The sequence below is a fragment of the Streptomyces sp. NPDC044061 genome (assembly GCF_056434305.1).
The window spans coordinates 432372-455993 of sequence record NZ_JBWKFL010000005.1 but is presented as its reverse complement, the minus strand read 5'-3'; the positions used below and the strand labels follow the sequence as shown (position 1 = coordinate 455993).

The following is a 23622-nucleotide window of genomic DNA, read 5'->3' as shown; positions in this document are numbered from 1 at the left end:
ACCTCGACTCCGAGAAGTACCAGCTCAAACACCGCGACTGGGAAGCCGCCGCACGCCGGGGCGGCACCATCGCCCCCCTCATCACCCGGCTCAACACCATTCGCAGGGAGCACCCCGCGCTACAGCGCCTGCGCAACCTCCGCTTCCACTCGACCGACAACGACAACGTGCTCGCCTACAGCAAGAGCACGGGCCCGGACACGGTCATCGTGGTCGTCAACCTCGACCCGCACCACACCCAGGAGGCCACGGTCTCGTTGGACATGCCGCAACTCGGCCTGGACTGGAACGCTGCCCTGTCCGTGCACGACGAACTGACCGGGGAGACCTACCACTGGGGCAGGACCAACTACGTGCGCCTCACGCCCGGCCGGGCGCCGGCGCATGTGCTCCATGTCGGGCGATCGACGCCGCAGATCGGAGGGCCCTCAGCGTCATGACTGTCAACGACCCCGTGCCGGACACCTTCGAGGACACTCCCGCCAAGGACCGGGACCCCGATTGGTTCAAACGCGCCGTCTTCTACGAGGTGCTCGTCCGCTCGTTCCAGGACAGTGACGGCGACGGCGTCGGCGACCTCAAGGGCCTTACCACCAAGCTCGACTATCTGCAGTGGCTGGGTGTGGACTGCCTGTGGCTGCCCCCGTTTTTCAAGTCGCCGCTGCGTGACGGCGGTTACGACGTCTCCGACTACACCGCCGTACTCCCCGAATTCGGTGACCTCGCCGACTTCGTGGAGTTCGTGGACGCCGCCCACCAGCGCGGCATGCGCGTGATCATCGACTTCGTCATGAACCACACCAGCGACCAGCACCCGTGGTTCCAGGAGTCCCGCAAGAACCCCGACGGGCCCTACGGCGACTACTACATGTGGGCCGACGACGACAAGCAGTACGAGGACGCGCGGATCATCTTCGTCGACACCGAGGCCTCCAACTGGACCTTCGACCCGGTGCGCGGCCAGTACTTCTTCCACCGCTTCTTCTCCCACCAGCCGGACCTCAACTACGAGAACCCGGCGGTGCAGGAGGAGATCCTGGCCGCCCTGAAGTTCTGGCTGGACCTGGGCATCGACGGCTTCCGTCTCGACGCGGTGCCGTACCTGTACGCGGAAGAGGGCACCAACTGCGAGAACCTGCCCGCCACGCACGCCTTCCTCAAGCGCGTCCGCCGCGAGATCGACGCGATGTACCCGGACACCGTGCTGCTGGCGGAGGCCAACCAGTGGCCGGAGGACGTGGTCGACTACTTCGGCGACTACCAGGCCGGGGGCGACGAGTGCCACATGGCGTTCCACTTCCCCGTCATGCCGCGCATCTTCATGGCCGTCCGCCGCGAGTCCCGCTACCCCGTCTCGGAAATCCTCGCCAAGACCCCGGCCATCCCCTCCAGCTGTCAGTGGGGCATCTTCCTGCGCAACCACGACGAGCTGACCCTCGAAATGGTCACCGACGAGGAACGCGACTACATGTGGGCCGAATACGCGAAGGACCCGCGTATGCGCGCCAACATCGGCATCCGGCGCCGTCTCGCGCCGCTGCTCGACAACGACCGCAACCAGATCGAGCTGTTCACCGCCCTGCTGCTGTCCCTGCCCGGCTCGCCGATCCTCTACTACGGCGACGAGATCGGCATGGGCGACAACATCTGGCTCGGCGACCGCGACGCGGTGCGCACCCCGATGCAGTGGACCCCCGACCGCAACGCGGGCTTCTCGACGTGCGACCCGGGACGCCTCTACCTGCCCACCATCATGGACCCGGTCCACGGCTACCAGGTCATCAACGTCGAGGCCTCCATGTCCTCGCCCTCGTCGCTGCTGCACTGGACCCGCCGCATGATCGAGATCCGCAAGCAGAACCCCGCCTTCGGACTCGGCTCGTTCACGGAACTGCAGTCGTCCAACCCGGCGGTCCTGGCCTTCCTGCGCGAGTACGGCGACGACCTCGTCCTGTGCGTCAACAACTTCTCCCGGTTCGCGCAGCCGACCGAACTCGACCTGCGGACCTACGACGGACGGCACCCCGTCGAGCTGATCGGCGGCGTGCGCTTTCCTGCCATCGGTGAACTGCCCTACCTGCTGACCCTCGCGGGCCACGGCTTCTACTGGTTCCGGCTCACCCGAGTCGCATCCCGCATCGGCCGCCGCCGCTGACCTCCGGCGCCGAGGAAAGGACGCGTCACCATGCCGAAGACCATCACCCTACTGCCCAGAACCGCGGCCGGCGTCGAGCGGCCGCTGGCCTCGCTGGGCGTGCTGCTGCGCGACTGGCTGCCCAGGCAACGCTGGTTCGCGGGCAAGGACCGGCCGGTCACCGATCTGTCTGTGCTGTCGGTGACCGAGCTGTTCCCGGGGTGTCTGCACCTGCTGGTCCACGCGTCGCACGCGCCCGTGCCCACCCCCGGCGGCACACCCCCGCCCGGCGACTGCTACCAGCTGCTGCTCGGTGTGCGCGAGCGCCTCGCCCCGCGGCTGGAGCGGGCGTACATCGGCCGCGCCGAGGAGGGCCCGCTGGCCGGTCTCGCGGTGTACGACGCCCTGCACGACCCGCGCTCGGCCCATCTCCTGCTGGAGCGGCTGCGGCAGCCCGGCACGACGGGGCCGCTGCGGTTCGAGTCGGCCCCCGGCGTGGAGCTGGCCAGCGGGCTCCCGCCGCGACTGCTGGACGCCGAGCAGTCCAACTCGTCGATCGTCTACGGCGACGCGTACATCCTGAAGGTCTTCCGTCGCATCCAGGCGGGCGTCAACCCCGACCTGGAGGTGCCGGGCGCGCTGGCCGCTCAGGGGTGCGCCCGGGTGCCGGCGCCGGTCGCCTGGTTCAGCACGAACGCTCCGCGCCCGGCGACCCTGGGCGTGCTGCAGCCGTTCCTGCCCGATGCCACCGACGGCTGGACACTCGCGCTGCGGGCGCTCGGCACGGGCGACGACTTCACCGCCGAGGCCCGGGAGCTGGGCCGGGCCATGGCCGAGGTGCACCTGGCGCTGGCCGAGGCGTTCCCGCCGGCCGACCCGGGTGAGAACGGGCGTACGGCGGAGGCGATGTGCGCGCGGCTGGACGCCGCCGCGCACGCCGTGTCCGCGCTGCGGCCCTTCGTCCCCGGCCTGCGGGCCGCGTTCGGCGCGCTGGCCACGTGCGACACCGGGCCGCCCGCCCAGCGCATCCACGGTGACCTGCATCTCGGACAGGTGCTGCGGGCCGGGCGCGACTGGGTCGTGATCGACTTCGAGGGGGAGCCGTCCCGGCCGCTCGCCGAGCGGCGGGCCGCACAGTCCCCGCTGCGGGACGTCGCCGGGATGCTCCGCTCCTTCGACTACGCGGCGCGTCAGCGCCGCCCCTGGCGGCCGGAGTGGGCGCGGCGCTGCCGGGAGGCGTTCTGCGCGGGCTACGCGGCCCGCGCCGGGTGGGATCCACGCAAGAAGCACGCGCTGCTGCGCGCGCACGAGACGGACAGGGCGGTGTACGAGGTGCTGTACGAGGCGAGACACCGGCCCGACTGGCTGCCGGTTCCCATGGCCGCGATCGAGCGACTCGCCGTGTGGGGAGGCTGACGTCATGGCACTGCGCGACACTTCGCTTCCCGAGTCCGCCGGCCCGGTCCCGGCCGCGACGCTCGATGCCGCGGACCGCGACCGCCTGCTCGGCGGCGCGCACCACGATCCGCACGCCCTGCTGGGCGCCCACCCGGTCCCGGGCGGCACGCTGTTCCGTGCGCTGCGCCCGAACGCCCGCGCGGTGGGCGTCGTGGTCGACGGGGTGCGCAACGAGCTGACGTCGGAGGGCGGCGGCCTGTTCGCCGCCGTGCTGCCGTACGAGCAGATCCCGTCGTACACGCTGCTGGTGGCCTACGAAGGCGACGAACGGGAGGTGGAGGATCCGTACCGCTTCCTGCCCGCCCTCGGGGAGCTGGACCAGCACCTGATCCGGGAGGGGCGGCACGAGCAGCTGTGGCGGGCGCTCGGCGCCGAGCCCATGACCCATCAGGGAGTCCCGGGCACCCGCTTCACCGTGTGGGCGCCGAACGCCGAAGGGGTGCGGGTCGCGGGCGACTTCACCTACTGGGACGGCACGCAGTACCCGATGCGGTCGCTCGGCGCGTCCGGCGTGTGGGAGCTGTTCCTGCCGGGCATCGGCGAGGGCGCACGGTACAAGTTCGAGATCACCTCACGCTACGGCGGCCGGTTCCTCAAGGCGGACCCGATGGCCCGCCGCACGGAGGTCCCGCCCGCCACCGCCTCCGTCGTCACCGCCTCGCGGTACGAGTGGGGCGACGCGGAGTGGATGGCGCACCGGGGCGACACCCCCGTGCACGAGGCGCCGTTCTCCGTGTACGAGGTCCATCTTCCCTCCTGGCGACCGGGACTGACCTACCGCCAACTCGCGGACGAACTCCCGCAGTACGTCAAGCAGATGGGCTTCACGCACGTGGAGCTGATGCCGGTCGCCGGGCATCCCTTCAGTGGCTCCTGGGGCTATCAGGTCACCTCCTACTACGCGCCCACGCCCCGCCTGGGCTCACCGGACGACTTCAGGTACCTGGTCGACGCGCTGCACCGGGCCGGCCTCGGCGTGATCATGGACTGGGTGCCGGCGCACTTCCCCAAGGACGACTGGGCGCTGGCCCGCTTCGACGGCGACCCGCTGTACGAACCCGGGGACTCCCGGCGGGCGGAGCATCCGGACTGGGGCACGTACGAGTTCGACTACGGGCGGATCGAGGTGCGCAACTTCCTCGTCGCCAACGCCGTCTACTGGTGCGAGGAGTTCCACATCGACGGCCTGCGCGTGGATGCCGTCGCCTCGATGCTCTACCTCGACTACTCGCGCGACTCCGGACAGTGGGTGCCGAACGTCTTCGGCGGGCGCGAGGACCTGGACGCGGTCGCCTTCCTGCAGGAGATGAACGCCACCGTCTACCGGCGCTGCCCGGGCGTGGTGACCATCGCCGAGGAGTCCACCGCGTGGGACGGGGTGACCCGGCCGACGGACGGCGGCGGGCTCGGGTTCGGCCTGAAGTGGAACATGGGCTGGATGCACGACTCGCTGCAGTACATCCAGAAGGAGCCGGTCCACCGCAAGTACCACCACAACGAGATGACCTTCTCGATGGTGTACGCCTACAGCGAGAACTACGTGCTGCCGATCTCCCACGACGAGGTCGTGCACGGCAAGCAGGCCCTGGTGTCGAAGATGCCGGGCGACTGGTGGCAGCGGCGCGCCAACCACCGGGCCTACCTCGGCTTCATGTGGGCGCATCCGGGCAAGCAACTGCTGTTCATGGGGCAGGAGTTCGCTCAGGGCGCCGAGTGGTCCGCGGAGCACGGCCCCGAGTGGTGGCTGCTCGACCCCGGGTACGTGGCGGCGGGCGACCACCGGGGCGTCCAGGATCTGGTGCGGGACCTGAACACCCTGTACCGGACCACCCCGGCGCTGTGGCAGCGGGACACCGATCCGGGCGGCTTCCGGTGGGTGCTGTGCGACGCGGCCGACGACAACGTCTTCGCGTTCCTGCGCCATGACGCCGCGGGCAACCCGCTGCTGGCGGTGTCGAACCTCTCCCCCGTCGTCCGCCACGACTACCGTCTCTGGGTGCCGGAGGAGATCCCCGCCTGGGAGGAGGCGCTCAACACCGACGCCGTCCGCTACGGCGGCGGCGGTGTCGGCGTCGGTGCTCCGGGGGCGCTCAAGCCCGAGGACGGTGCCCTGCGGCTCACGCTGCCGCCGCTCGCCACGGTGTGGCTGGCGCCGGTGCGCTGACGCCGAGGTGTCGACGGCCGTCCCAGGGGCAGTCGGGGTGGTACAGACCTACGACTGCCCCTCGTGGCGGGAACAGAAGGGCGGCACCTCGTGCGCACCGTCGGAGTGGAGGAGGAACTCCTTCTCGTCGATCCGGACAGCGGCGACCCGAAGGCGCTGGCGGCGGCCGTGCTCGCCCGCGCCGCTCAGAACGATCCCGGCCAGGACGTCTTCGAGAAGGAGCTGTTCGGGCAGATGCTGGAGTTCGCCACGCATCCGCAGTCGGACATGGCGAGCCTCGGCGACGAGATCGTGCGCTGCCGCAAGGAGGCGGCCCGGCACGCCGGGCAGATCGGCTGCGCGGTCGCCGCGCTGGCCACCTCGCCCCTGCCGGTGAGCCCCGCGCTCACCGTGAACGAGCGCTACCTGTGGCTGGCCGACCGGTACGGGATCGGCACCCGCGACCAGTTGGTCTGCGGCTGCCATGTGCATGTGTCGGTGGAGTCCGACGAGGAGGGCGTCGCGGTCCTCGACCGGCTCCGCCCGTGGCTGCCGGTGCTCAACGCCATCAGCGCCAACTCCCCTTTCTGGCAGGGCCACGACACCGGCTACGCCAGTTACCGTACCCGGGTGTGGGGGCGCTGGCCGTCGGCCGGGCCGACCGAGCTGTTCGGCTCCGCCGAGCGCTACCACCGGCGGGTGTCGGACATGGTGGCCACCGGCGTCATCCTGGACGAGGCGATGGTGTACTTCGACGCACGCCTGTCCGCGCACTATCCGACGGTGGAGCTGCGGGTGGCGGACGTGTGCCTGTGCGCGGACACCGCCGTGCTCGTCGCCACCCTGGCCCGCGCCCTGGTGGAGACCGCGGCGCGCGACTGGCGGGCGGGCAGGCCACCGCTCGACCACAGCATCAGCCTGCTGCGGCTGGCCGCCTGGCAGGCCGCCAGCTCGGGCCTGAAGGAGGATCTGCTCGATCCCGTCACCATGCGACCCCGGCCCGCCGCGGCCGTCCTGCGGTCGCTGCTGGAGCACGCCGGCGACGCCCTCACCGAGAGCGGTGACGCGGAGCGCGCCGAGCAGGCGGTCGCCGACCTGCTGCGACGGGGCAACGGCGCCGTCGAGCAGCGGCGGTTGCTGGAGCGGTCCGGAAGCCTGCGGGACGTCGTCACCGAGTGCGTACGGCAGACCCAGGCCTGAGTGCGTCGCTCCGGCCCGCTCTGCCACCCCGTGGTCCGCTCGGGCTCCTGAACGGGGTTCACATCACCCGTGTTCTCCGAGTCCCCAGGACACGCCCAGATCATCAGCCGGTCACGACTTCCCTGTTCCCGGCACCGAAACCGCTTCCCTGGGCTACATTCGAGCACCGCCGACAACAGAGCCGACCGGCGGAGTCACCCTCCGTACACCCGGGAGCAGCGCATGCGCGACCTCGCCCTCGCTCCAGCAGCCGTACCGCCGCTGACCGGCGGGCTGGCCGACAGCATCTTCGAGACCGCGGTACGCAACCCCACTCTTCCCGTCCTCGCGCGCCGCGCGGACGCGGCGTCCCACGTGTGGGAGGAGGTGACGGCGGTCGAGCTGCGGGACGAGGTGGTCGATCTGGCCAAGGGGCTGATCGCCTCGGGGATCTCCCCGGGGCACCGGGTCGCCGTGATGGCCAGGACCCGTTACGAGTGGACGGTGTTCGCGCACGCTCTGTGGACCGTGGGCGCGGAGGTGGTGCCGATCCATCCGACGTCCTCGCGGGACCAGGTGGAGTGGATCCTGCGGGACGCGGGCTGCGTGGCGGTCGTGGTGGAGGACGAGCAGGGCGTCATGACCGTCGGCACGGTGTGCGCGGGTCTGCCGCGGCTAAAGCACGTGTGGCAGCTGGACGCGGCCGCGCTGCCCCGGCTGGCCGAGCAGGGCGCGTTCATCCCGCTGACCACGGTGGACTCGCTGCGCCGGATCGTGCTGCCGGACTCGACGGCGGCCATCGCCTACACCTCGGGCACCTCCGGCCGTCCGCTGGGCTGCGCGCTGAGCCACCGCGGCCTGGCCCACCCGTGCGACACCCTGCTCGCCGGCTGGGGGCACACCGCGGCACCGCCGGGCGAACAGCCGTCCGTGCTGGCCTTCCTGCCCTTCTCCCATGTGTACGGGATCATGATCCAGTTGATGTGCCTGCGCGGCGGGGTCCTGATGGCCCACGAGCCGGAGATGACCGAGGAGGCCCTCGCCTCGGCGCTGCGCACGTTCCGGCCGACGTACCTGTACGGCGTGCCGTCGGTGTTCGAGAAGCTGTACAAGAACTTCCTGCGGACCGCGCAGCAGGCGGGCCGGGGCGCGCTGTTCGAGCGGGCGGCGCAGACCGCGCGGGACTTCGCCGAGGCGGAGGAGCGCCGGCGGCTGGGCCTCGGCCCGGGACCCGGGTTCGAGCTGCGCGTGCAGCACGCCCTGTACGAGCGGACGGTCTACCGCAGGCTGCGGGCCGCGCTCGGCGGGCGCGTCGTGCGGGGCACCTCGGGCGGCTCGTCGCTCAGCCTGGAGCTGTCCCTGTTCTACGAGGGCATCGGACTGTACCTGCACGACGGTTACGGGCTGACGGAGACGTCCGGCGGTATCACCATGCAGCCGCTGGGGCGCGAGAAGTCCGGGACGGTGGGCCGGCCGCTGCCGGGCACCGAGGTCCAGGTGGCCGACGACGGGGAGATCCTGGTGCGCGGCCCGTCCGTGTTCCAGGGCTACATCAGCGACGAGGCGCGGACCCGGGGCACGCTGTACGGCGGCTGGCTGGCCACCGGGGACATCGGGCGACTGGACACCGAGGGATATCTGACGATCACCGGCCGCAAGAAGGACGTGGTCGTCACCAGCAGCGGCAAGAGCGTGGCCCCGGCCCCGCTGGAGCAGCGGCTGCGGATGCATCCCCTGGTGCACCAGGCCGTGGTCGTCGGCGACGACCGGCCCTGTGTGGGGGCCCTGATCACCCTCGACCCGGAATTCCTCGCGCACTGGCGGGCCGCCCTCGCCCTGCAGGGCGAGTCACCGGGCCGGGAGGCCCGCGAGGAGAACGCCCTTCGGGAGGAGATCGCGCGGGCCGTCGCCTCGGCCAACAGCGCGGTGTCCCGCTCCGAGTCCATCCGGGTCTACCGTGTCCTCCCGGAGCCGTTCGCCCCGGACAACGGGTTGCTGACGCCGTCCATGAAGTTGCGCCGGGACGCCATAGCGCGACACTACGCAGCCGAGATCGACGCGATGTACGAGGCCCGGTCCCGCGCGGCGCGCCGATCGGGACCCGAGGAGCCGGCCGACTGGGACGAGCCGGACAACGTCTTCCGCTAGGAGGTTCCACGTACGCTCGTCGGGGCCGCCGGACGGCGTCGGCGCGGAACCAGGTAGGGCGAGGACGGACGGATAACCGGGCCCGGCTGTGGGAACCCGCACCACTGCAGTGATCCAGGAACGACGACCGCATCGTCGGAAGAGGCCGCCGCCCCTACCGACGGAGCTGGGGAATGCGAGATGGCGACGGAGCCGCGTTGGGACGACACACCACCCTCGGAGGAGAAGTACGAGCGTTCGTTCTCCTTCCCGGGTGAGCTGCGCAACGTCACGGGGGCACGGCTCGCCGCGGAGGAGTTCCTCTGTGCCCTCGCCCGGGACGCGCCCCCTGGCACGCCCGAGTGCTGGGACGACATCCTGCTGGTCGTCACGGAGCTGGCCGCCAACGCGATCCAGTACGCGCCCGGGCCCTTCGGTCTGCGGATGCGCCGCACCTTCGACGGGGTGCACGTGACGATGCACGACACCAGCACCACCCGGCCCGAACCACGGCCGTTCCACCCGAACGCGGGCGGCGGCGGCATCGGCTGGCACCTCGTGCACACGCTGTGCAGTCAGGTGAGCGTCGTCGTCGACGACCGAGGCAAGGACATCCACGTGTTCCTGCCGTGGTGACCGGCACGCCTCAATGTGCGATGCCCTGGAGTACGGCGTGTATCTGTGCGAGATCCGGTTACTCCTGCCGGTGCAGGGGCATGCTGGTGCCCACGCGTTCGTCTGCCTGCCGAACCCAGCCGGCGGAACGGCTCGGGGCACGGTGGGATCGATGCGGCCGCAGCGATCCACGGCATGCGAACGGCGTCGAGTCGGACCGCCTGGAGCCGCAGAGAGGGATGAACACCGTGACACGACCCAGGATCCTGGTGGTTGGCGCAGGCTTCGCCGGAGTCGATTGCGTCCGCCGCCTGGAGCGGAAGCTCGCCCCGGACGAGGCCGACGTCACCCTGGTGACGCCGTTCTCCTACCAGCTCTACCTCCCACTGCTGCCCCAGGTCGCCTCCGGCGTGCTGACGCCGCAGTCGATCGCCCTGTCGCTGCGCCGCAGCAAGAAGTACCGCACCCGGATCATCCCGGGCGGCGCGATCGGCGTGGACCTGAAGTCCAAGGTCTGCGTCGTCCGCACGATCACCGACAAGATCGTGAACGAGCGGTACGACTACATCGTGCTGGCCCCGGGCAGTGTGACCCGCACCTTCGACATCCCGGGACTCACCGAGCACGCCTTCGGGATGAAGACCCTCGCCGAGGCCGCGTACGTCCGCGACCACGTCATCTCGCAGCTGGACCTGGCCGACGCCAGCGACGACCCGGCCGAACGGGCCGCGCGGCTGCAGTTCGTGGTGGTCGGCGGCGGCTACGCGGGCACGGAGACCGCGGCCTGTCTGCAACGGCTCACGCACGCAGCCGTCCAGCGCTATCCCCGCCTGGACCCGAGCCTGATCAAGTGGCACCTCATCGACATCGCGCCCAAGCTCATGCCGGAGCTGGGCGACAAGCTCGGCCGCAGCGCCCAGGAGATCCTCAAGCGACGCGGCATCGACGTCTCGCTGGGCGTGTCGATCGACAAGGCGGGCTCCGAGGAGGTCACCTTCACCGACGGCCGGGTGGTGCCGACCCACACGCTGATCTGGACGGCCGGTGTGGTCGCGAGCCCGCTGATCGCCACGCTCGGCGCGGAGACGGTCCGCGGCAGGCTCGCGGTCACCGCGGAGATGAACCTGCCCGGCCACGACGGTGTGTTCGCGCTCGGCGACTCCGCCGCCGTGCCCGACAAGGCCAAGGCCGAGGAGGGCGCGGTCTGCCCGCCCACCGCCCAGCACGCCATGCGCCAGGGCAGGGCGGTGGCCGACAACGTCATAGCGGCCCTGCGCAACCAGCCCCTCCAGCCGTATGTGCACAAGGACCTGGGCCTCGTCGTCGACCTCGGCGGCAAGGACGCCGTGTCCAAGCCGCTGGGCATCGAGCTGCGGGGGGTGCCCGCTCAGGCGGTGGCCCGCGGTTATCACTGGTCGGCGTTGCGCACCAACGTCGCCAAGGCCCGCGTCATGACCAACTGGCTGCTGAACGCGGTAGCCGGCGACGACTTCGTGCGCACCGGCTTCCAGGCGCGCAAGCCCGCCCGGCTGAAGGACTTCGAGTACACCGACTCGTACCTGACCCCGGAACAGGTCCGCTCCCGCGTGGAGAGCCGGGCCGCCGAGAGTCCCTGATGTGACTGGGATCACCCGGAGACCGCCGATCACTTTCCGGGGGATCGGCGGTCTCAACCGGTGACCGAACATCACATGGACGGGACCCCGGCATGACCGAGAAGAACGTGAAGGGCCCGGCGAGCTACTTCCCCTCGATCGAGAAGAAGTACGGCCGCCCGGTGACCGAGTGGCTGGACCTGATCCGTTCCTCGCCGCTGACGAAGCACATGGAGCTGGTCGCGTGGCTCAAGGCCGAGCACGGCCTCGGTCACGGGCACGCGAACGCCCTGGTGGCCTACACGCTGGCCGAGGGCCGGTAGCCCGGGGCCACGTGCCATGCTGGGTCGGAGATCGATTTCCGGCACGGGAGAGAGCGCGGCGGCGTGAGGGAAGTGGTGCGGTCGGGGTGGGCACGGACGTGGGACCGGCTCGCCGCGTTCGACCCCGGGCTGCTCAGACTGACCGCCGGTCTGCGCACGGTGACCGCCATCGCCCTCACCCTCGCGGTGCTGGGCCTGCTGGGGCTCCCCGTGCAGCAACTGGTCGCCGGCGCCATCGCGTCGATGGCCGCGACCTTCGCCATCCGGGAGAAGCAGCGCTCCCGGCAGGCCGTCACCCTCGCGGTCGGCCTGCCCGTGGCGCTCGCCTCGGTGTCGCTTGCCGCGCTGCTGAACCAGCGGGTCGTGGCCGGCGACCTGTTCTTCGTCGTCCTCATCTTCTGCGCCGTCTACGGCCGCCGGTTCGGCGACCGCGGCACGGCGCTGGGCCTGATCGGCTTCCAGGTCTACTTCCTCTCCCTGTTCGTGCACGCGACCCCGTCCGGGCTGCCCGCCCTGTACGGGGTGATCACCGTGGCGTTCCTGTGCAGCGCCACCGCCCGTTTCGTCCTGCTGCCGCAGACCCCGGCGGGCACCCTGGACCGCCTGCGCCGGGCCTTCCGCGCCCGGCTGGGTCAGCTGATCGCCGCCCAGATCGAGCTGCTGGACGCCGGTCCCGACGACGTCGAGAAGGTCCTCGAGAACCTGCGCACCGGTACCGCCCGGCTGCACGAGACGGCGCTGCTGATCCAGGGCCGGCTGGAGGACGGCACTGCTGACGAGGCGACGGCCCGGCTGCTGCAGCGCCGTATCGCGGACGCCGAGATCGCCGCCGAGCGGCTGGGTCTGCTGCTGCTCACCGCGCGCAGCGCCGAGCGGACCGACACCCTCACCCTGCACCTGCCGGGCGCTTCCCTGCCGTCCGGCGGTGGACTGCCGGTGCGGGAGGAGGCGACGGCCGTGCTGCGCCGGGACCTGGAGGCGCTGCGCCTGCTGGTGCTGCGGCCGGTCGCAGAGGCCTCGGGGACCGCGTCGGCCCATCTGCGCAACCGGCTGCTCGGCTATCGCGAGGAGGAGAACCTGCCCGATGCGTCCCCGGCCGTGCAGGACGTCTTCCGGGGCCTCGGCGAGGCCGCACGGGCCGTGCTCGGGCTGCGGATCGCACTGGACGGGCCGCCGGACGAGTCGGACGACACCCCGGCGACGGCCCGGTCCCGCGAGGAACTGGACGCCGAGGACGCCGCGATCGAGAGCAGCGAGGAGGAGCCGAAGGAGCCGGAGCCGGCCGGGCTGCAACGGCCCACCACGCGGGCCGCCGTGCAGGTGGCCGTCGGCTCGTCCCTCGCCATCGTGGGCGGTGAGCTGCTGTCCAGCCAGCGCTGGTACTGGGCGGTGCTGACCTGCTGGATCGTGTTCATCAACACCGCGTCCACGGGCGAGATCCTGGTCAAGGGCTACCGGCGGCTGGTCGGCACGATCCTCGGCGTGGTGGCCGGCATCCTGCTCGCCGGGCTGGTCGGACACCACACGTGGACGGCGTTCGCACTGGTGCTGCTGTTCGTCTTCGCGATGTTCTACACCGCGCCGCTGTCCTACACCCTGATGTCGTTCTTCGTCACGGCGATGCTCGGACTGCTGTACACGCTGCTGAACACCTACAGCATGTCGGTGCTGGTGCTGCGCGTGGAGGAGACGGCGTTGGGCGCGGCCTGCGGGGTGATCGCGGCCGCGGTGGTGCTGCCGGTCCACACCGACCGGCGCACCAACGACCTTCTCGTCGCCGTCCTGGACAAGCTGGCGGACGTGACCCGGGCGGCCGTGGAGCAGCTGAGCGGCGGGGCGGGGGCCGATCTGGTGGACCAGGCGCGCGACCTGGACCAGGCGCTGGCGGACCTGCGCGCGGCCACCCAGCCGCTGACCCACCCGATCACCCCGCTGCGCTCCCGCCGGGACACCGCCCGGTACGTGGTGGCGCTGCTGGAGACGTGCGCGTACCACGCGCGTTCGCTGGCGGCCACGGCCGAGCTGCTGCCCACGCACCCGTCGATCGCCGCGGACCCCCGGCTGCGCACCGCCTGCGGGCGGATCGTGCACAACATCCGGGCGATCGCCGCGCACGTCCGGGATCCGCGGTCCACCGAGACCGTCGAGTCCGGCCCCAGCATCGCGTCACTGCTGGAACCGGGCACCCTGCGCACCCCGCGCTACGGCCGCGTGACCGACCGGGTGCTGCGGCATCTGCAGCGGCTGGACGAGGCGGTGTCGGGCCTGGCCCGGCCGCTCGGCACGGCACCGGAGCCGACGAAGAAGTGACGGCGCCTCACACCCGGCGCCAACGGGCCAGGGCGAAGGCGAACAGGCCGAACAGCATCAGCCCGATCGCCACCGCCGCGAGCAGTCCCGGCCCGGCGGGGGTGGCCGCGAAGGAGCGCAGGGTGTCGTCGACCCCCTTGGCCCGGTCGGGCCGGAAGTCGACGGCCGCGCGGATCGCGAAGGCTCCCGCGGCGAGGAACAGCAGCGCGCGGGCGAGCCCGCCGCCGACGCCGGTGACGTCGACCAGCTTGCGGACGCGCGGGGACATCTCACCGAGCTTCAGTTCCTCGCGGTAGGCGCGCCGCACGGTCTGCACCCCGAGCCACACGCCGGTCACGGCTATCGCCGCACCGGCCGCGCCCACCAGCCACTGGCCCGCGGGGAGGTGCACGAGTCGCGCGGTGACGTCCCGGGACTGGGTGTCGCTGGACCGGTTGCCGCCGCCGGCGCCGGCCGCGAACGCCAGTGCCGACCAGGCGAGGGCGGCGTAGAAGACGCAGCGCGCGGCGGCCTGCAGGCGCTTGTGCACGCTGCGGCCGTCCCGTTCGGCCGCTCCGAAGCAGGCCTCGGACAGTCGCCACACCGCCATGCCGACGAGGCCGATGCCGAGGGCCCACAGCAGGACGGAGCCGTAGGGCCGGTCCGCGAGTTCCGCGAGGGCGCCGCTGCGGTCGGCCTGCTGCCGCCGGTCGCCGAAGGCGATCCGCAGGGCGAGCAGTCCGACGAGCAGGTAGGTGACGCCCCAGGCGAGCAGACCGGCCCGGGCGGCCCAGCGGGTCGGCGTGACCGTCCCCTCCGGCCGGCCCGCGAGCCCTCCGCGCCCCACCGCTGCACTGGTGCTCACGGCGGCCCTCACTCCGTTCTCGCGCCGACCGGCGGGGCGGGGGCCGGCTCAGTGACGAGTGCGGTCCCGGGCGTCCGCGCGGGCGTGAGCACGGCGTCTGTCAGGTCAAAGGATGGTGTCGGCATCCAGGGCTCTCCTGATCCGGGTGATGTCACAGGGCGGTGCGGCCGCCCGGCCGCTGCCCCAGCACCTCGTCGCGCACGCGGGCGCAGCTGCGGCTGATGAGCCGGGAGACGTGCATCTGGGAGATGCCGAGCTGGTCGGCGATGCGGCTTTGTGTCATGTCCTCGAAGAAGCGCATGTAGAGGATGGCCCGCTCGCGCTCGGGCAGCCGGCGCAGGCCTTCCTTGGCCGCCTCGCGGTCGACGACGACGTCGTACGAGGTGTCCGCCGCGCCGAGCGTGTCGGCCAGGCTGTAGCCGTCGTCGCCGCTGGACAGCTCGGCGTCCAGCGAGAGAGTGCTGAAGCTCTCCAGCGCCTCCATCCCCGCGGCGACCTCTTCCTCGGTGAGGCCGGTGTGGGCGGCGATGTCGGCGGCGGTGGGTTCGGGGGTGCCCGGGCTCTGGGTGAGTTCCCGGCGGGCCACCCGCACCCGGTTGCGCAGCTCCTGCACGCGGCGGGGCACCCGCAGCGCCCACATCCGGTCCCGGAAGTGGCGCTTGACCTCACCGGTGATGGTGGGGACGGCGTAGCTCTCGAAGGCCCCCCGTGAGGGGTCGAACCGGTCGATGGCCTTGACCAGTCCGAGCGCGGCCACCTGCCGCAGATCCTCGACGGACTCCCCGCGGTCGCGGAAACGGCCGGCGATCCGGTGAGCCATGGGCAGCCACGCGGTCACCAGCTCGTCGCGCACCGCGTCCCGTTCGGGACCGTCATCGAGCTCCGCCAGCCGGGAGAAGAGGGCCACTGTGTCGGGGGCGTCGTCATGAGTCCGCCGCACGGACGCGGCGGAAGACGCGGCGGAAGTGGTGTCGGGCGTGCCGGTACGGCTTGTCGACATGTCGGTCAGCATGCGGAATCGCTCCTGAACGGTGATTTCAGGGCACGGACGGGGCCCGGGGACCGGGTCCTGGCCCGAACGGTGCTGTCAGGGTTCGCCGCGGGGGATGCCACCGGGCCCCGCCGGAAGGGGGCCCACTGCGGTCACACTGTCCCCGCTGGGCGCGCGCCTCCGGTCCGAAGCACGAAACTCCGTCTGCCCGTCCCCCCGGGCGGCAAACGCCGCCCGCCGGAAGTTCGGGCACCGGCTTCAGCGCAACGGTACGACGGCTGTGATGCGCTTGCCTCCGCAGGGCAGGCCGGCCACCCTGACGTCGCGCGCCAGCCGGCACACGATGGGCCAGCCACGGCCGCCGAGCCGGGAGCGGCCCCGCTCGTCCACCGGCGCGTCGACCACCGGGACCTCGTCGCTGCGGTCGCTGACGGACACGCTCACCCCGCCGCCGTCCACGTCGACGTCGAAGCCGGTTATCCCGCCTCCGTGCAGGATGGCGTTGGTGGCGAGTTCCGAGGTGACCAGCAGCGCGTCCTCCAGCGCCTCCGCGTCGCACGGGATGGCGCAGGCGCTGCATCGCTCGACCACCACCCGCCGGACGGTTCTGCGGGCGTCGGCCGGCCGGCACGGCAGCGTCCGGCACGTATCCCTCAGCCCTGCCGAGGAGTTGGTCCTGTGCGTCTCACGCATCCCATCCCTCCCTGAGCGGTACCGGGTCTGCCGGGGTCTCTTCCTTTCGGCTGACCTCTCCAGGCGCTCTCAAACACCGTCGGTACCGTTGCCATCACGGCGCGCTGGGCGGGTACCCGACCCGCATGACCGATGTCGTGGACGCGGACGAGTTGTTGCGGCGCATCCGGCGCGGGAAGGACTGCGCGGCCGAACAGGAACGGGCCTGGCTGGAGCGGGCCCGGAGTCTGACGGCGACCGATCCGGAGGGGGCGCGGGAGGCGTCCGTACGGGCGCAGGCGTACGAGGCGGTGGTGCGGGTACTGGAGGAGATCATCGACCCGGGCGGACGACCACCGGAGCAGGGCGGAGTGAAACAGGTCACCTGACCCGCCGCGGATTGGGTGAATCTCCGCCAGATGGTTTACCGTTCATCCATAAGTGGTGACGGAGTCGACCGGAACCGTCCTCCCTCTCCACCGCGAACGGCCCTGGCTGGTCTCCCCCGTCCAGCCAGGGCTTTTTACTGTCCCCGGGCGGGCGCCCGGCAGAAGCCGCCGCCCACGAGGTGCCCGGGACGGCGGCAGCGGCTGAAATGGGCTTGGGGAAACCACCCGATCCGCTGCCGGCGAGGAGTCCCGCGCCATGACCAAAGCGATAAAACTGCTGACCGCCCTGCCGCAGACCCAGCGTGAGCGGCTGATGGAGCTGGCCAAGGAGGTGTCCTTCCCGGAGGACACCCGCATCTTCGAGGCGGGCGGCACCGCCGACCGTTTCTGGGTGATCCGCTCGGGGGCGGTCCATCTGGACCAGCAGGTCACCTCCCGGCAGCGGGTCACGGTGGCCACGCTGGGCGCCGGCGACATGCTGGGCTGGTCCTGGCTGTTCCCGCCGTACGAGTGGGACTTCGGCGCTGCGGCCTTCAGCAACGTACGGGCCTACGAGTTCGACGGCCCGTCGGTGCTGGCGCTGTGCGTGGAGGACCCGCTGCTCGGACTGTCACTGGTGCGCACGGTCGCCGAGATCCTGGCCCACCGCCTGGAGACGACCCGCGGCAAGCTGATGGACCAGTACGCCATCCGCGGGCGCAGCGGCATGCTGTAGACCGACGGCGGCACGGCCCCGGGACCGGTCTCAGATCCGGTAGCGGCGCAGGGCCGGGACCGCGGCGGCCAGCGCCAGCATCACCGCGACGACCAGCACACCGCCGCCCGCGACCGCGGCCCGGGGCCCGAAGGCCGAGCCGGCCGTGCCGTGCAGCACGTCGGCCAGGCGCGGACCGCCCGCGACGACCACGGTGAAGACCCCCTGCATCCGGCCGCGCATCTCGTCGGTCGCGGCGGAGAGCAGGATCGCCCCGCGGAACACCATGGAGATCATGTCGGCGACACCCGCGGCGGCGAGGCAGGCCACGGCCGGCCAGAGGCTGCCGCTGAGGCCGAACCCGGCGATGGCCACGCCCCAGCCGACGACCGCCCCGATCACCATCCAGCCGTGTCGCCGCGCCCGCGAGAAGACACCGGAGAACAGACCGCCGAGCACCGCCCCGACCGGGATGCCGGCGAACAGCACGCCGAGCGCGAGGCCTTCGCCCCAGGGGGCGTACGTCTGCGCGGCCAGCTGCGGGAACAGGGCCCGGGGCATGCCGAACACCATGGCCACGATGTCGGCGAGGAAGGACAGCAGCAGCACCTTGTGCCCGGCGATGTACCGGAACCCCGCGGCTATCTCGCGCATCCCGGCCCGGCGTGCCGGACCCCCGCCGAGCGGGGGCAGGGCGGGCAGCCGGAACACCGCCCACACGGTGACGCACAGGGCCAGCGCGTCGATCAGGTACAGCTCGGGGAGCCCGATGACCGGGATCAGCACACCGGCCAGCAGCGGGCCGGCGACGAGACCGGTCTGCATCACGGTGGAGCCCAGCGCGTTGGCCGCGGGCAGTTCCTCGGCCGGGACGAGGCGAGCGATGGAGGCGCTGCGGGCCGGGGAGTTGAGGCCGAAGAACGCCTGCTGCACGGCGAGCAGGATCATGAGCACGACGACCGAGTCGAGGCCGGTGGCGGCCTGCGTCCAGAACAGCACCGAGGTCAGGGCGATACCGCTGTTGGTGACCAGCAGCAGCTTGCGCCGGTCCACCGTGTCGGCGACCGCCCCGCCCCACAGCGCGAACACCACCATGGGCACCAGACCGGCCAGGCTGGCGTAGCCGACCCAGGCCGAGGAGTGGGTGATGTCGTAGATCTGCTTGGGTACGGCGACGGCGGTCAGCTGGCTGCCGACGGCGGTGACGACGGTCGAGGACCACAGACGCCGGTAGGCCGCGATGCGCAGGGGCCGGGTGTCCATCGCCCAGCGGCGCCAGCCGCGCCGGGGCGGGGCCGGCGCCGGAGCGGCCGAGAGGTCGGTCTCGGGTTCGGTGCTGCTGCTCTCGCTCGTGTCCACGGGGTTCCTGGTCGCTCGACAGAGGTTGCTCGATACATCTTTCGATTCGAGCCTCACTATCGCAGGAACTCCGGTGACTGCCGAACCGGTTGTCGCATGCCGGTACCGCCCAGCCCGGACGGCGGCGGTTCGGGGCCGGGTACGGCGGTCGCCGGCGCGGGCCTCAGGACCCGGCGACGAGCGTGGCGCCGAGCGCCGGCATGGTGAGGGCGACCAGGCCGTCCAGCACCCGCCAGGCGGTGGGCCCGGCGAGGACGCGGCCGAGCAGCCGGGCCCCGAAACCGAGCGCGGCGAACCAGCACAGGCCGGCGAGGGCGGCACCCAGGCCGAAGGTCCAGCGCAACGGGCCGCGGTCGGCGGCGAGGGAGCCCAGCAGGAACACGGTGTCCAGGTAGACGTGCGGGTTGAGCCAGGTCATCGCCAGGCAGGTCAGCACCGCCCGCCGCCGCGAGCCCGCCACCTCCCCCTCGGTCCGCAGGCCGGTACCGGGCCGGAAGACCCTGCGGGCGGCGAGGGCGCCGTAGCACAGCAGGAACGCCCCGCCGACGAGCCCGACGGCCCGCACCGCGCCCGGCCACGCCACCACCACCGCGCCGACCCCGCCGACGCCGAGCGCGATGAGCAGCGCGTCGGACAGGGCGCAGATGCCGACCACGGCGAGGACCGCGTCCCGGCGCACGCCCTGGCGCAGCACGAAGGCGTTCTGGGCGCCGATGGCGACGATCAGGGAGAGGCCGGTGCCGAATCCGGCGACCGCGGCGGTCAGGGCGTGGTTCATGCCGTCGACGCTAAGGAGGCGACCGTCTCAGGTACAGCTAAAGATTCTTAAGTAACCTTAGTTCTCGTGATGACGGAGCTTCCCCTGGAGCAGGTGCGGACGCTGCTGGCCGTGGTCGACGAGGGCACCTTCGACGCGGCGGCGGCGGCCCTGCACGTGACGCCTTCGGCGGTCAGTCAGCGGGTCAAGGCGCTGGAACAGCGCACCGGTCGTGTGCTGCTCCAGCGCACCAAGCCCGTACGCCCGACGGAGTCCGGTGCGGTGCTGGTCCGGTTCGCCCGGCAGTTGGCGCGGCTGGAGCGGGACGCACGCGGCGAGCTGGGGCTGAGCGGCGCCGGGGAGCCGACCCGGGTCTCGGTGGCGGTGAACGCGGACTCGCTGGCGACCTGGTTCCTGGGGGCGCTCACCCGGGTGCGGGGGTTCTGCTTCGAGTTGCACCGGGAGGACGAGGCCCACACGGCCGCACTGCTGCGCGAGGGGCTGGTGATGGCGGCCGTGACCTCCTCGCCGGACCCGGTGCCCGGCTGCTCGGTCCGCCCGCTCGGCCGGATGCGCTACCTGCCCGCGGCGGCGCCGGAGTTCGCCGAGCGGTATCTCGACGGGCCCCTGCAGGACCTCCTGCCCGACGCCCCCGTCGTCGTCTTCGACCGCAAGGACGAGTTCCAGGACGCGTTCGTGAGACGGCTGGGCCGCGGGGCCGCGAGCTCCCTGCGGCACTACGTGCCCACCTCCGAGGGCTTCGCCGACGCGGTCGCCGCCGGCCTCGGCTGGGGCCTGATCCCGGAGTCCCAGGCCGACCCACTCCTGCGCGACGGCCGCCTCGTCGTGCTCACACCCGGGGAATGGACGGACGTAACCCTCTACTGGCAGCAGTGGAAGCTCGACTCCCCTGCCCTCGCAGCACTGTCCGAGGCGGTGACGGCCACAGCGGCGGATTCGCTGCGCGGCTGAACCGAACGGCCCGGCCCACGCTCACCTGCCGCGCCTGGCCACACAAGGCGACGCGCTTCGGCACCCGCGGCGAACAGCGCCCGCAGGCTTGGGCCGTCACCCGTGCCGGGGCGGCGACCGGCGCCGGCCGAGGCTGTGGCGAACCGCCCCCCGGCGACGGTCCGTCACCCCGGCAGACCGCGGTCGGCATTGACCGCAGCCGTGGCGGCCGCAGCGGCGAAGTCGCTGCGCGGCTGAACCGAACGGCCCGGTCGGCGGCCGCCTGGCACTTCAGCCGGCATGAGGGGACGCGGGCTCGTAGCGGAACGCGTCCCGACGTCGTCACCCCTCGCCGGAGAGCGGCCGGTACCGGCTGAGGCGGTGACGGCAACAGTGGCGCAGTGGCTCGGTGGGTGAGCCGCACGGCCCGGCCGACGCCTGCATGCCGCGTCGGCCGACACGGCGTGACGCCCTACCGGGGCCGTCACGCCCCGCGGTGGCTGGTGTCCGCCCGCCGGTCGGTCGCTGCTCGCAGGCGTCCCTCCGCGCTGTCCAGCAGCATCTCGAGCGCCGTCGGGTAGGCGCTGGTCACCATGCGGCGGGCCAGCAGCGGGGCCGCCTCCGCGATGCGGGGATGGGTGGCGCGGGGCAGGCGGGCGTAGGTCGAGTGCCACTTGTCCTCGTCGGCCCGCTGGGAGGCTCTCGGCAGGGCCAGGGACGCGGCGTCGAGGGCGGCGAAGGCCAGCGTCTGGTCGATGAAGGCGTGGTAGACGCCGACCGTCTCCGGCAGTGAGAACCCGGCCGTGCGCAGGACGTCCAGGACCGCCTCGTCGGCGGCCAGTTCATGGGCCCGCCCGGTGACCCGGTTCGCGGTCAGCAGCGCCGCCTGCGGGTGTGCCACGTACGCGGCGTGGATGCGCAGCCCGATCGCCCGCAGGTCCGCCCGCCACTCCCCCGTCGGCCGCCAGCCCGCCAGCGCCTGCCCGATGAGCGCGTCACCGATGGCCAGGGTCAGGTCGTCCATGCCTCGGAAGTACCGGTACAGGGTGCTGGGATCGCAGTCCAGGGCGAGGCCCAGCCGGCGCGCGGTGAGCCCGGTACTGCCGTGCTCGCGCAGCAGGCGGAGCGCAGCCTCGACGATCAGCGGCTCCGACAGCACCGTGCCGCCGCGGGTCGGACGACGCCGGCGGCGCTTCTCCTCGGGCACCACGGGCTTGGGCACGGCGGGTCCTCCCGGTACTCCTGCGACCTTATGCCAACGCCATTGACCTTACGCCACGTCCGGGCGTTGGATTCCGGGCGAGGCGCGCCTGCCCCGTTCACTTTCCGTACCGTGTCAGGCAGGGAGTTTCCGTATGCGTGTACTGCTCGTGGGAGCCGGTGGTGTCGGCACCGCCATCACCCGGATCGCGGCCCGGCGCCCGTTCTTCGACCTGATGGTGGTCGCCGACTACGACCCCGCCCGGGCCGAGGCCGCGGTCGCGGCCCTCGGCGAGGGGGAATCCCGGTTCCGCGCCGAGCGCGTGGACGCGGGTGACGAGGCCGCAGTGGCCCGTCTGCTCGCCCACCACGGCTGCGACGTCCTGCTCAACGCCACCGACCCCCGGTTCGTGATGCCCCTGTTCCGCGCGGCCCGGGCGGCCGGCGCCACCTATGTCGACATGGCGATGTCCCTGTCCCGGCCGCACCCCGAACGGCCGTACGAGGAGTGCGGACTCAAGCTGGGCGACGAGCAGTTCGCACTGGCCGCCGAGTGGGAGAAGGCGGGCGCGCTCGCCCTGGTCGGCATGGGCGTGGAGCCCGGTCTGTCGGACGTGTTCGCCCGGTACGCGGCCGACGAACTCTTCGACACCGTCGAGGAGATCGGCATCCGCGACGGCGCGAACCTCACCGTCGACGGCTTCGACTTCGCGCCGTCGTTCAGCATCTGGACCACCATCGAGGAGTGCCTGAACCCGCCCGTCGTCTACGAGGCCGACCGCGGCTGGTTCACCACCGCGCCGTTCAGCGAGCCCGAGGTGTTCGACTTCCCCGAGGGCATCGGACCGGTGGAGTGCGTGAACGTCGAGCACGAGGAGGTGCTGCTGGTGCCGCGTTGGGTCGGCGCACGGCGCGTCACCTTCAAGTACGGCCTGGGCGGGGAGTTCATCGAGACGCTGAAGACCCTGCACCGCCTGGGACTTGACCGCACCGCGCCGGTCACCGTCACCGGCCCGGACGGACCGGTCGCGGTCTCGCCGCGGGACGTGGTCGCCGCGTGCCTGCCCGATCCGGCGACGCTCGGCGAGCGGATGCACGGCAAGACGTGCGCGGGCACCTGGGTGCGCGGCACGAAGGACGGCGCGCCGCGCGAGGTGTATCTGTATCACGTCGTGGACAACCAGTGGTCCATGGCGGAGTACGGTTGTCAGGCGGTGGTGTGGCAGACGGCGGTCAATCCGGTCGTCGCCCTCGAGCTCCTCGCCACCGGTGCCTGGTCGGGCACGGGCGTCCTCGGCCCCGAGGCCTTCCCCGCGCGGCCGTTCCTCGACCTGTTGACCGCGTACGACTCCCCGTGGGGTCTGCGCGAGCAGTGACCGGATGCGGTCCTCGCCGCCCGATCCCCCTGTCGGTTCCGCTGTTTCATGCCGCCCCGACCGGTCACCCGAACCCGAAGCACGCATTCGACAGGGCACGGACGACTTAGACCGCAGGAGACTTCGATGGACAACTGGCGCGACCATGCCGCGTGCCGTCGCGAGGACCCCGACCTGTTCTTCCCGATCGGCACCACCGGACCCGCACAGGTACAGACCCAGCAGGCGAAGGCGGTGTGCGGGCGCTGCCCCGTCCGGGAGCAGTGTCTGGACTGGGCCCTGGGGACGGGACAGAGCATCGGCATCTGGGGCGGTACGACGGAGCCGGAGCGGCGGGCGCTGCGGCGCCGCGCGCGCTCCAGGCCACGCTCGGGATGACCCCACGCCGGCGGCGGGGGGGGGGGGGGGGGGGGGGGGGGGGGGGGGCACCCCCCCCCCCCCCCCCGGGCGCCCCGGCCCCCGGCCCCCTCATCACCTCCTCCTGGGGCCCCAACACCAACCTCCC

General features: G+C 72.2%; 21 protein-coding genes. 15 read left to right on the top strand and 6 right to left on the bottom strand.

Features of this window, described 5'->3' with window-relative positions; translation table 11 throughout:
- From AC07CM_RS11415 to AC07CM_RS11370, 10 genes are all read left to right on the top strand, one after another.
- Positions 1-440 (top strand): alpha-glucosidase C-terminal domain-containing protein (locus tag AC07CM_RS11415; RefSeq protein ID WP_478876120.1); only part of this gene is annotated, 440 nt, incomplete at its 5' end.
- Positions 437-2155, top strand: a complete 1719-nt coding sequence (gene treS, locus AC07CM_RS11410) for a maltose alpha-D-glucosyltransferase (RefSeq protein ID WP_478876119.1) — start codon at positions 437-439, stop codon at positions 2153-2155. The genes AC07CM_RS11415 and treS, both read left to right, overlap by 4 nt.
- Before the next feature lie 30 nt (positions 2156-2185).
- A complete protein-coding gene (locus AC07CM_RS11405; protein WP_478876118.1) occupies positions 2186-3550 on the top strand; it encodes a maltokinase N-terminal cap-like domain-containing protein in 1365 nt (454 codons plus the stop codon).
- Between the two features lie 4 nt (positions 3551-3554).
- Positions 3555-5756: a 1,4-alpha-glucan branching enzyme gene (gene glgB, locus AC07CM_RS11400; RefSeq protein WP_478876117.1), complete on the top strand. Its 2202-nt coding sequence runs from the start codon at positions 3555-3557 to the stop codon at positions 5754-5756.
- A 90-nt stretch (positions 5757-5846) separates the two neighbouring features.
- Positions 5847-6935: a glutamate--cysteine ligase 2 gene (locus AC07CM_RS11395; protein WP_478876116.1), complete on the top strand. Its 1089-nt coding sequence runs from the start codon at positions 5847-5849 to the stop codon at positions 6933-6935.
- Positions 6936-7157: 222 nt separating this feature from the next.
- Entirely contained in the window at positions 7158-9062 is a 1905-nt protein-coding gene (locus AC07CM_RS11390; protein WP_478876115.1) for an AMP-dependent synthetase/ligase, read from the top strand.
- 180 nt (positions 9063-9242) lie between these two features.
- On the top strand, positions 9243-9677 hold the full coding sequence (locus tag AC07CM_RS11385; protein ID WP_478876114.1) for an ATP-binding protein: 435 nt from the start codon (positions 9243-9245) through the stop codon (positions 9675-9677).
- Between the two features lie 218 nt (positions 9678-9895).
- Positions 9896-11272: an NAD(P)/FAD-dependent oxidoreductase gene (locus AC07CM_RS11380; RefSeq protein ID WP_478876113.1), complete on the top strand. Its 1377-nt coding sequence runs from the start codon at positions 9896-9898 to the stop codon at positions 11270-11272.
- Between the two features lie 92 nt (positions 11273-11364).
- Positions 11365-11574 carry a DUF4287 domain-containing protein gene (locus AC07CM_RS11375; RefSeq protein WP_478876112.1) on the top strand — a complete coding sequence of 70 codons (210 nt, stop codon included), beginning with the start codon at positions 11365-11367 and terminating at the stop codon, positions 11572-11574.
- A gap of 63 nt (positions 11575-11637) precedes the next feature.
- Positions 11638-13884, top strand: coding sequence for an FUSC family protein (locus AC07CM_RS11370; protein ID WP_478876111.1), 2247 nt, complete (start codon positions 11638-11640; stop codon positions 13882-13884).
- A 7-nt stretch (positions 13885-13891) separates the two neighbouring features.
- Here the strand turns inward: AC07CM_RS11370 and AC07CM_RS11365 are convergent, their stop codons facing one another.
- The 3 genes from AC07CM_RS11365 to AC07CM_RS11355 form a co-directional block, all read right to left on the bottom strand.
- Complete coding sequence (locus tag AC07CM_RS11365) at positions 13892-14728, bottom strand: DUF1206 domain-containing protein (protein ID WP_478876110.1); 837 nt, start codon at positions 14726-14728, stop codon at positions 13892-13894.
- A 151-nt stretch (positions 14729-14879) separates the two neighbouring features.
- Positions 14880-15740 (bottom strand): RNA polymerase sigma factor SigF, encoded by an 861-nt coding sequence (locus AC07CM_RS11360; RefSeq protein ID WP_478876109.1) that lies wholly within the window; start codon positions 15738-15740, stop codon positions 14880-14882.
- A gap of 237 nt (positions 15741-15977) precedes the next feature.
- Entirely contained in the window at positions 15978-16412 is a 435-nt protein-coding gene (locus tag AC07CM_RS11355; RefSeq protein WP_478876108.1) for an ATP-binding protein, read from the bottom strand.
- 125 nt (positions 16413-16537) lie between these two features.
- On the opposite strand from AC07CM_RS11355, the gene AC07CM_RS11350 reads away from it, so the two are divergent.
- Both AC07CM_RS11350 and AC07CM_RS11345 read left to right on the top strand, forming a co-directional pair.
- Positions 16538-16780 carry a hypothetical protein gene (locus AC07CM_RS11350; protein ID WP_478876107.1) on the top strand — a complete coding sequence of 81 codons (243 nt, stop codon included), beginning with the start codon at positions 16538-16540 and terminating at the stop codon, positions 16778-16780.
- A 256-nt stretch (positions 16781-17036) separates the two neighbouring features.
- Positions 17037-17495: a cyclic nucleotide-binding domain-containing protein gene (locus AC07CM_RS11345; RefSeq protein WP_478876106.1), complete on the top strand. Its 459-nt coding sequence runs from the start codon at positions 17037-17039 to the stop codon at positions 17493-17495.
- 30 nt (positions 17496-17525) lie between these two features.
- On the opposite strand, the gene AC07CM_RS11340 is transcribed toward AC07CM_RS11345, so the two are convergent.
- Together AC07CM_RS11340 and AC07CM_RS11335 are read right to left on the bottom strand one after the other, a co-directional pair.
- Positions 17526-18833: an MFS transporter gene (locus AC07CM_RS11340; RefSeq protein WP_478876105.1), complete on the bottom strand. Its 1308-nt coding sequence runs from the start codon at positions 18831-18833 to the stop codon at positions 17526-17528.
- A gap of 163 nt (positions 18834-18996) precedes the next feature.
- A complete protein-coding gene (locus AC07CM_RS11335; RefSeq protein ID WP_478876104.1) occupies positions 18997-19611 on the bottom strand; it encodes a LysE/ArgO family amino acid transporter in 615 nt (204 codons plus the stop codon).
- A gap of 66 nt (positions 19612-19677) precedes the next feature.
- Between AC07CM_RS11335 and AC07CM_RS11330 the strand changes: the two genes are divergently transcribed.
- Positions 19678-20562 carry a LysR family transcriptional regulator ArgP gene (locus tag AC07CM_RS11330; RefSeq protein ID WP_478876103.1) on the top strand — a complete coding sequence of 295 codons (885 nt, stop codon included), beginning with the start codon at positions 19678-19680 and terminating at the stop codon, positions 20560-20562.
- Between the two features lie 463 nt (positions 20563-21025).
- On the opposite strand, the gene AC07CM_RS11325 is transcribed toward AC07CM_RS11330, so the two are convergent.
- Positions 21026-21763, bottom strand: a complete 738-nt coding sequence (locus AC07CM_RS11325; protein WP_478876102.1) for a TetR/AcrR family transcriptional regulator — start codon at positions 21761-21763, stop codon at positions 21026-21028.
- A gap of 133 nt (positions 21764-21896) precedes the next feature.
- Between AC07CM_RS11325 and AC07CM_RS11320 the strand changes: the two genes are divergently transcribed.
- Positions 21897-23117, top strand: a complete 1221-nt coding sequence (locus AC07CM_RS11320; protein ID WP_478876101.1) for a saccharopine dehydrogenase family protein — start codon at positions 21897-21899, stop codon at positions 23115-23117.
- 126 nt (positions 23118-23243) lie between these two features.
- Positions 23244-23495 (top strand): WhiB family transcriptional regulator, encoded by a 252-nt coding sequence (locus AC07CM_RS11315; protein ID WP_478876100.1) that lies wholly within the window; start codon positions 23244-23246, stop codon positions 23493-23495.
- Positions 23496-23622: the final 127 nt, after the last annotated feature.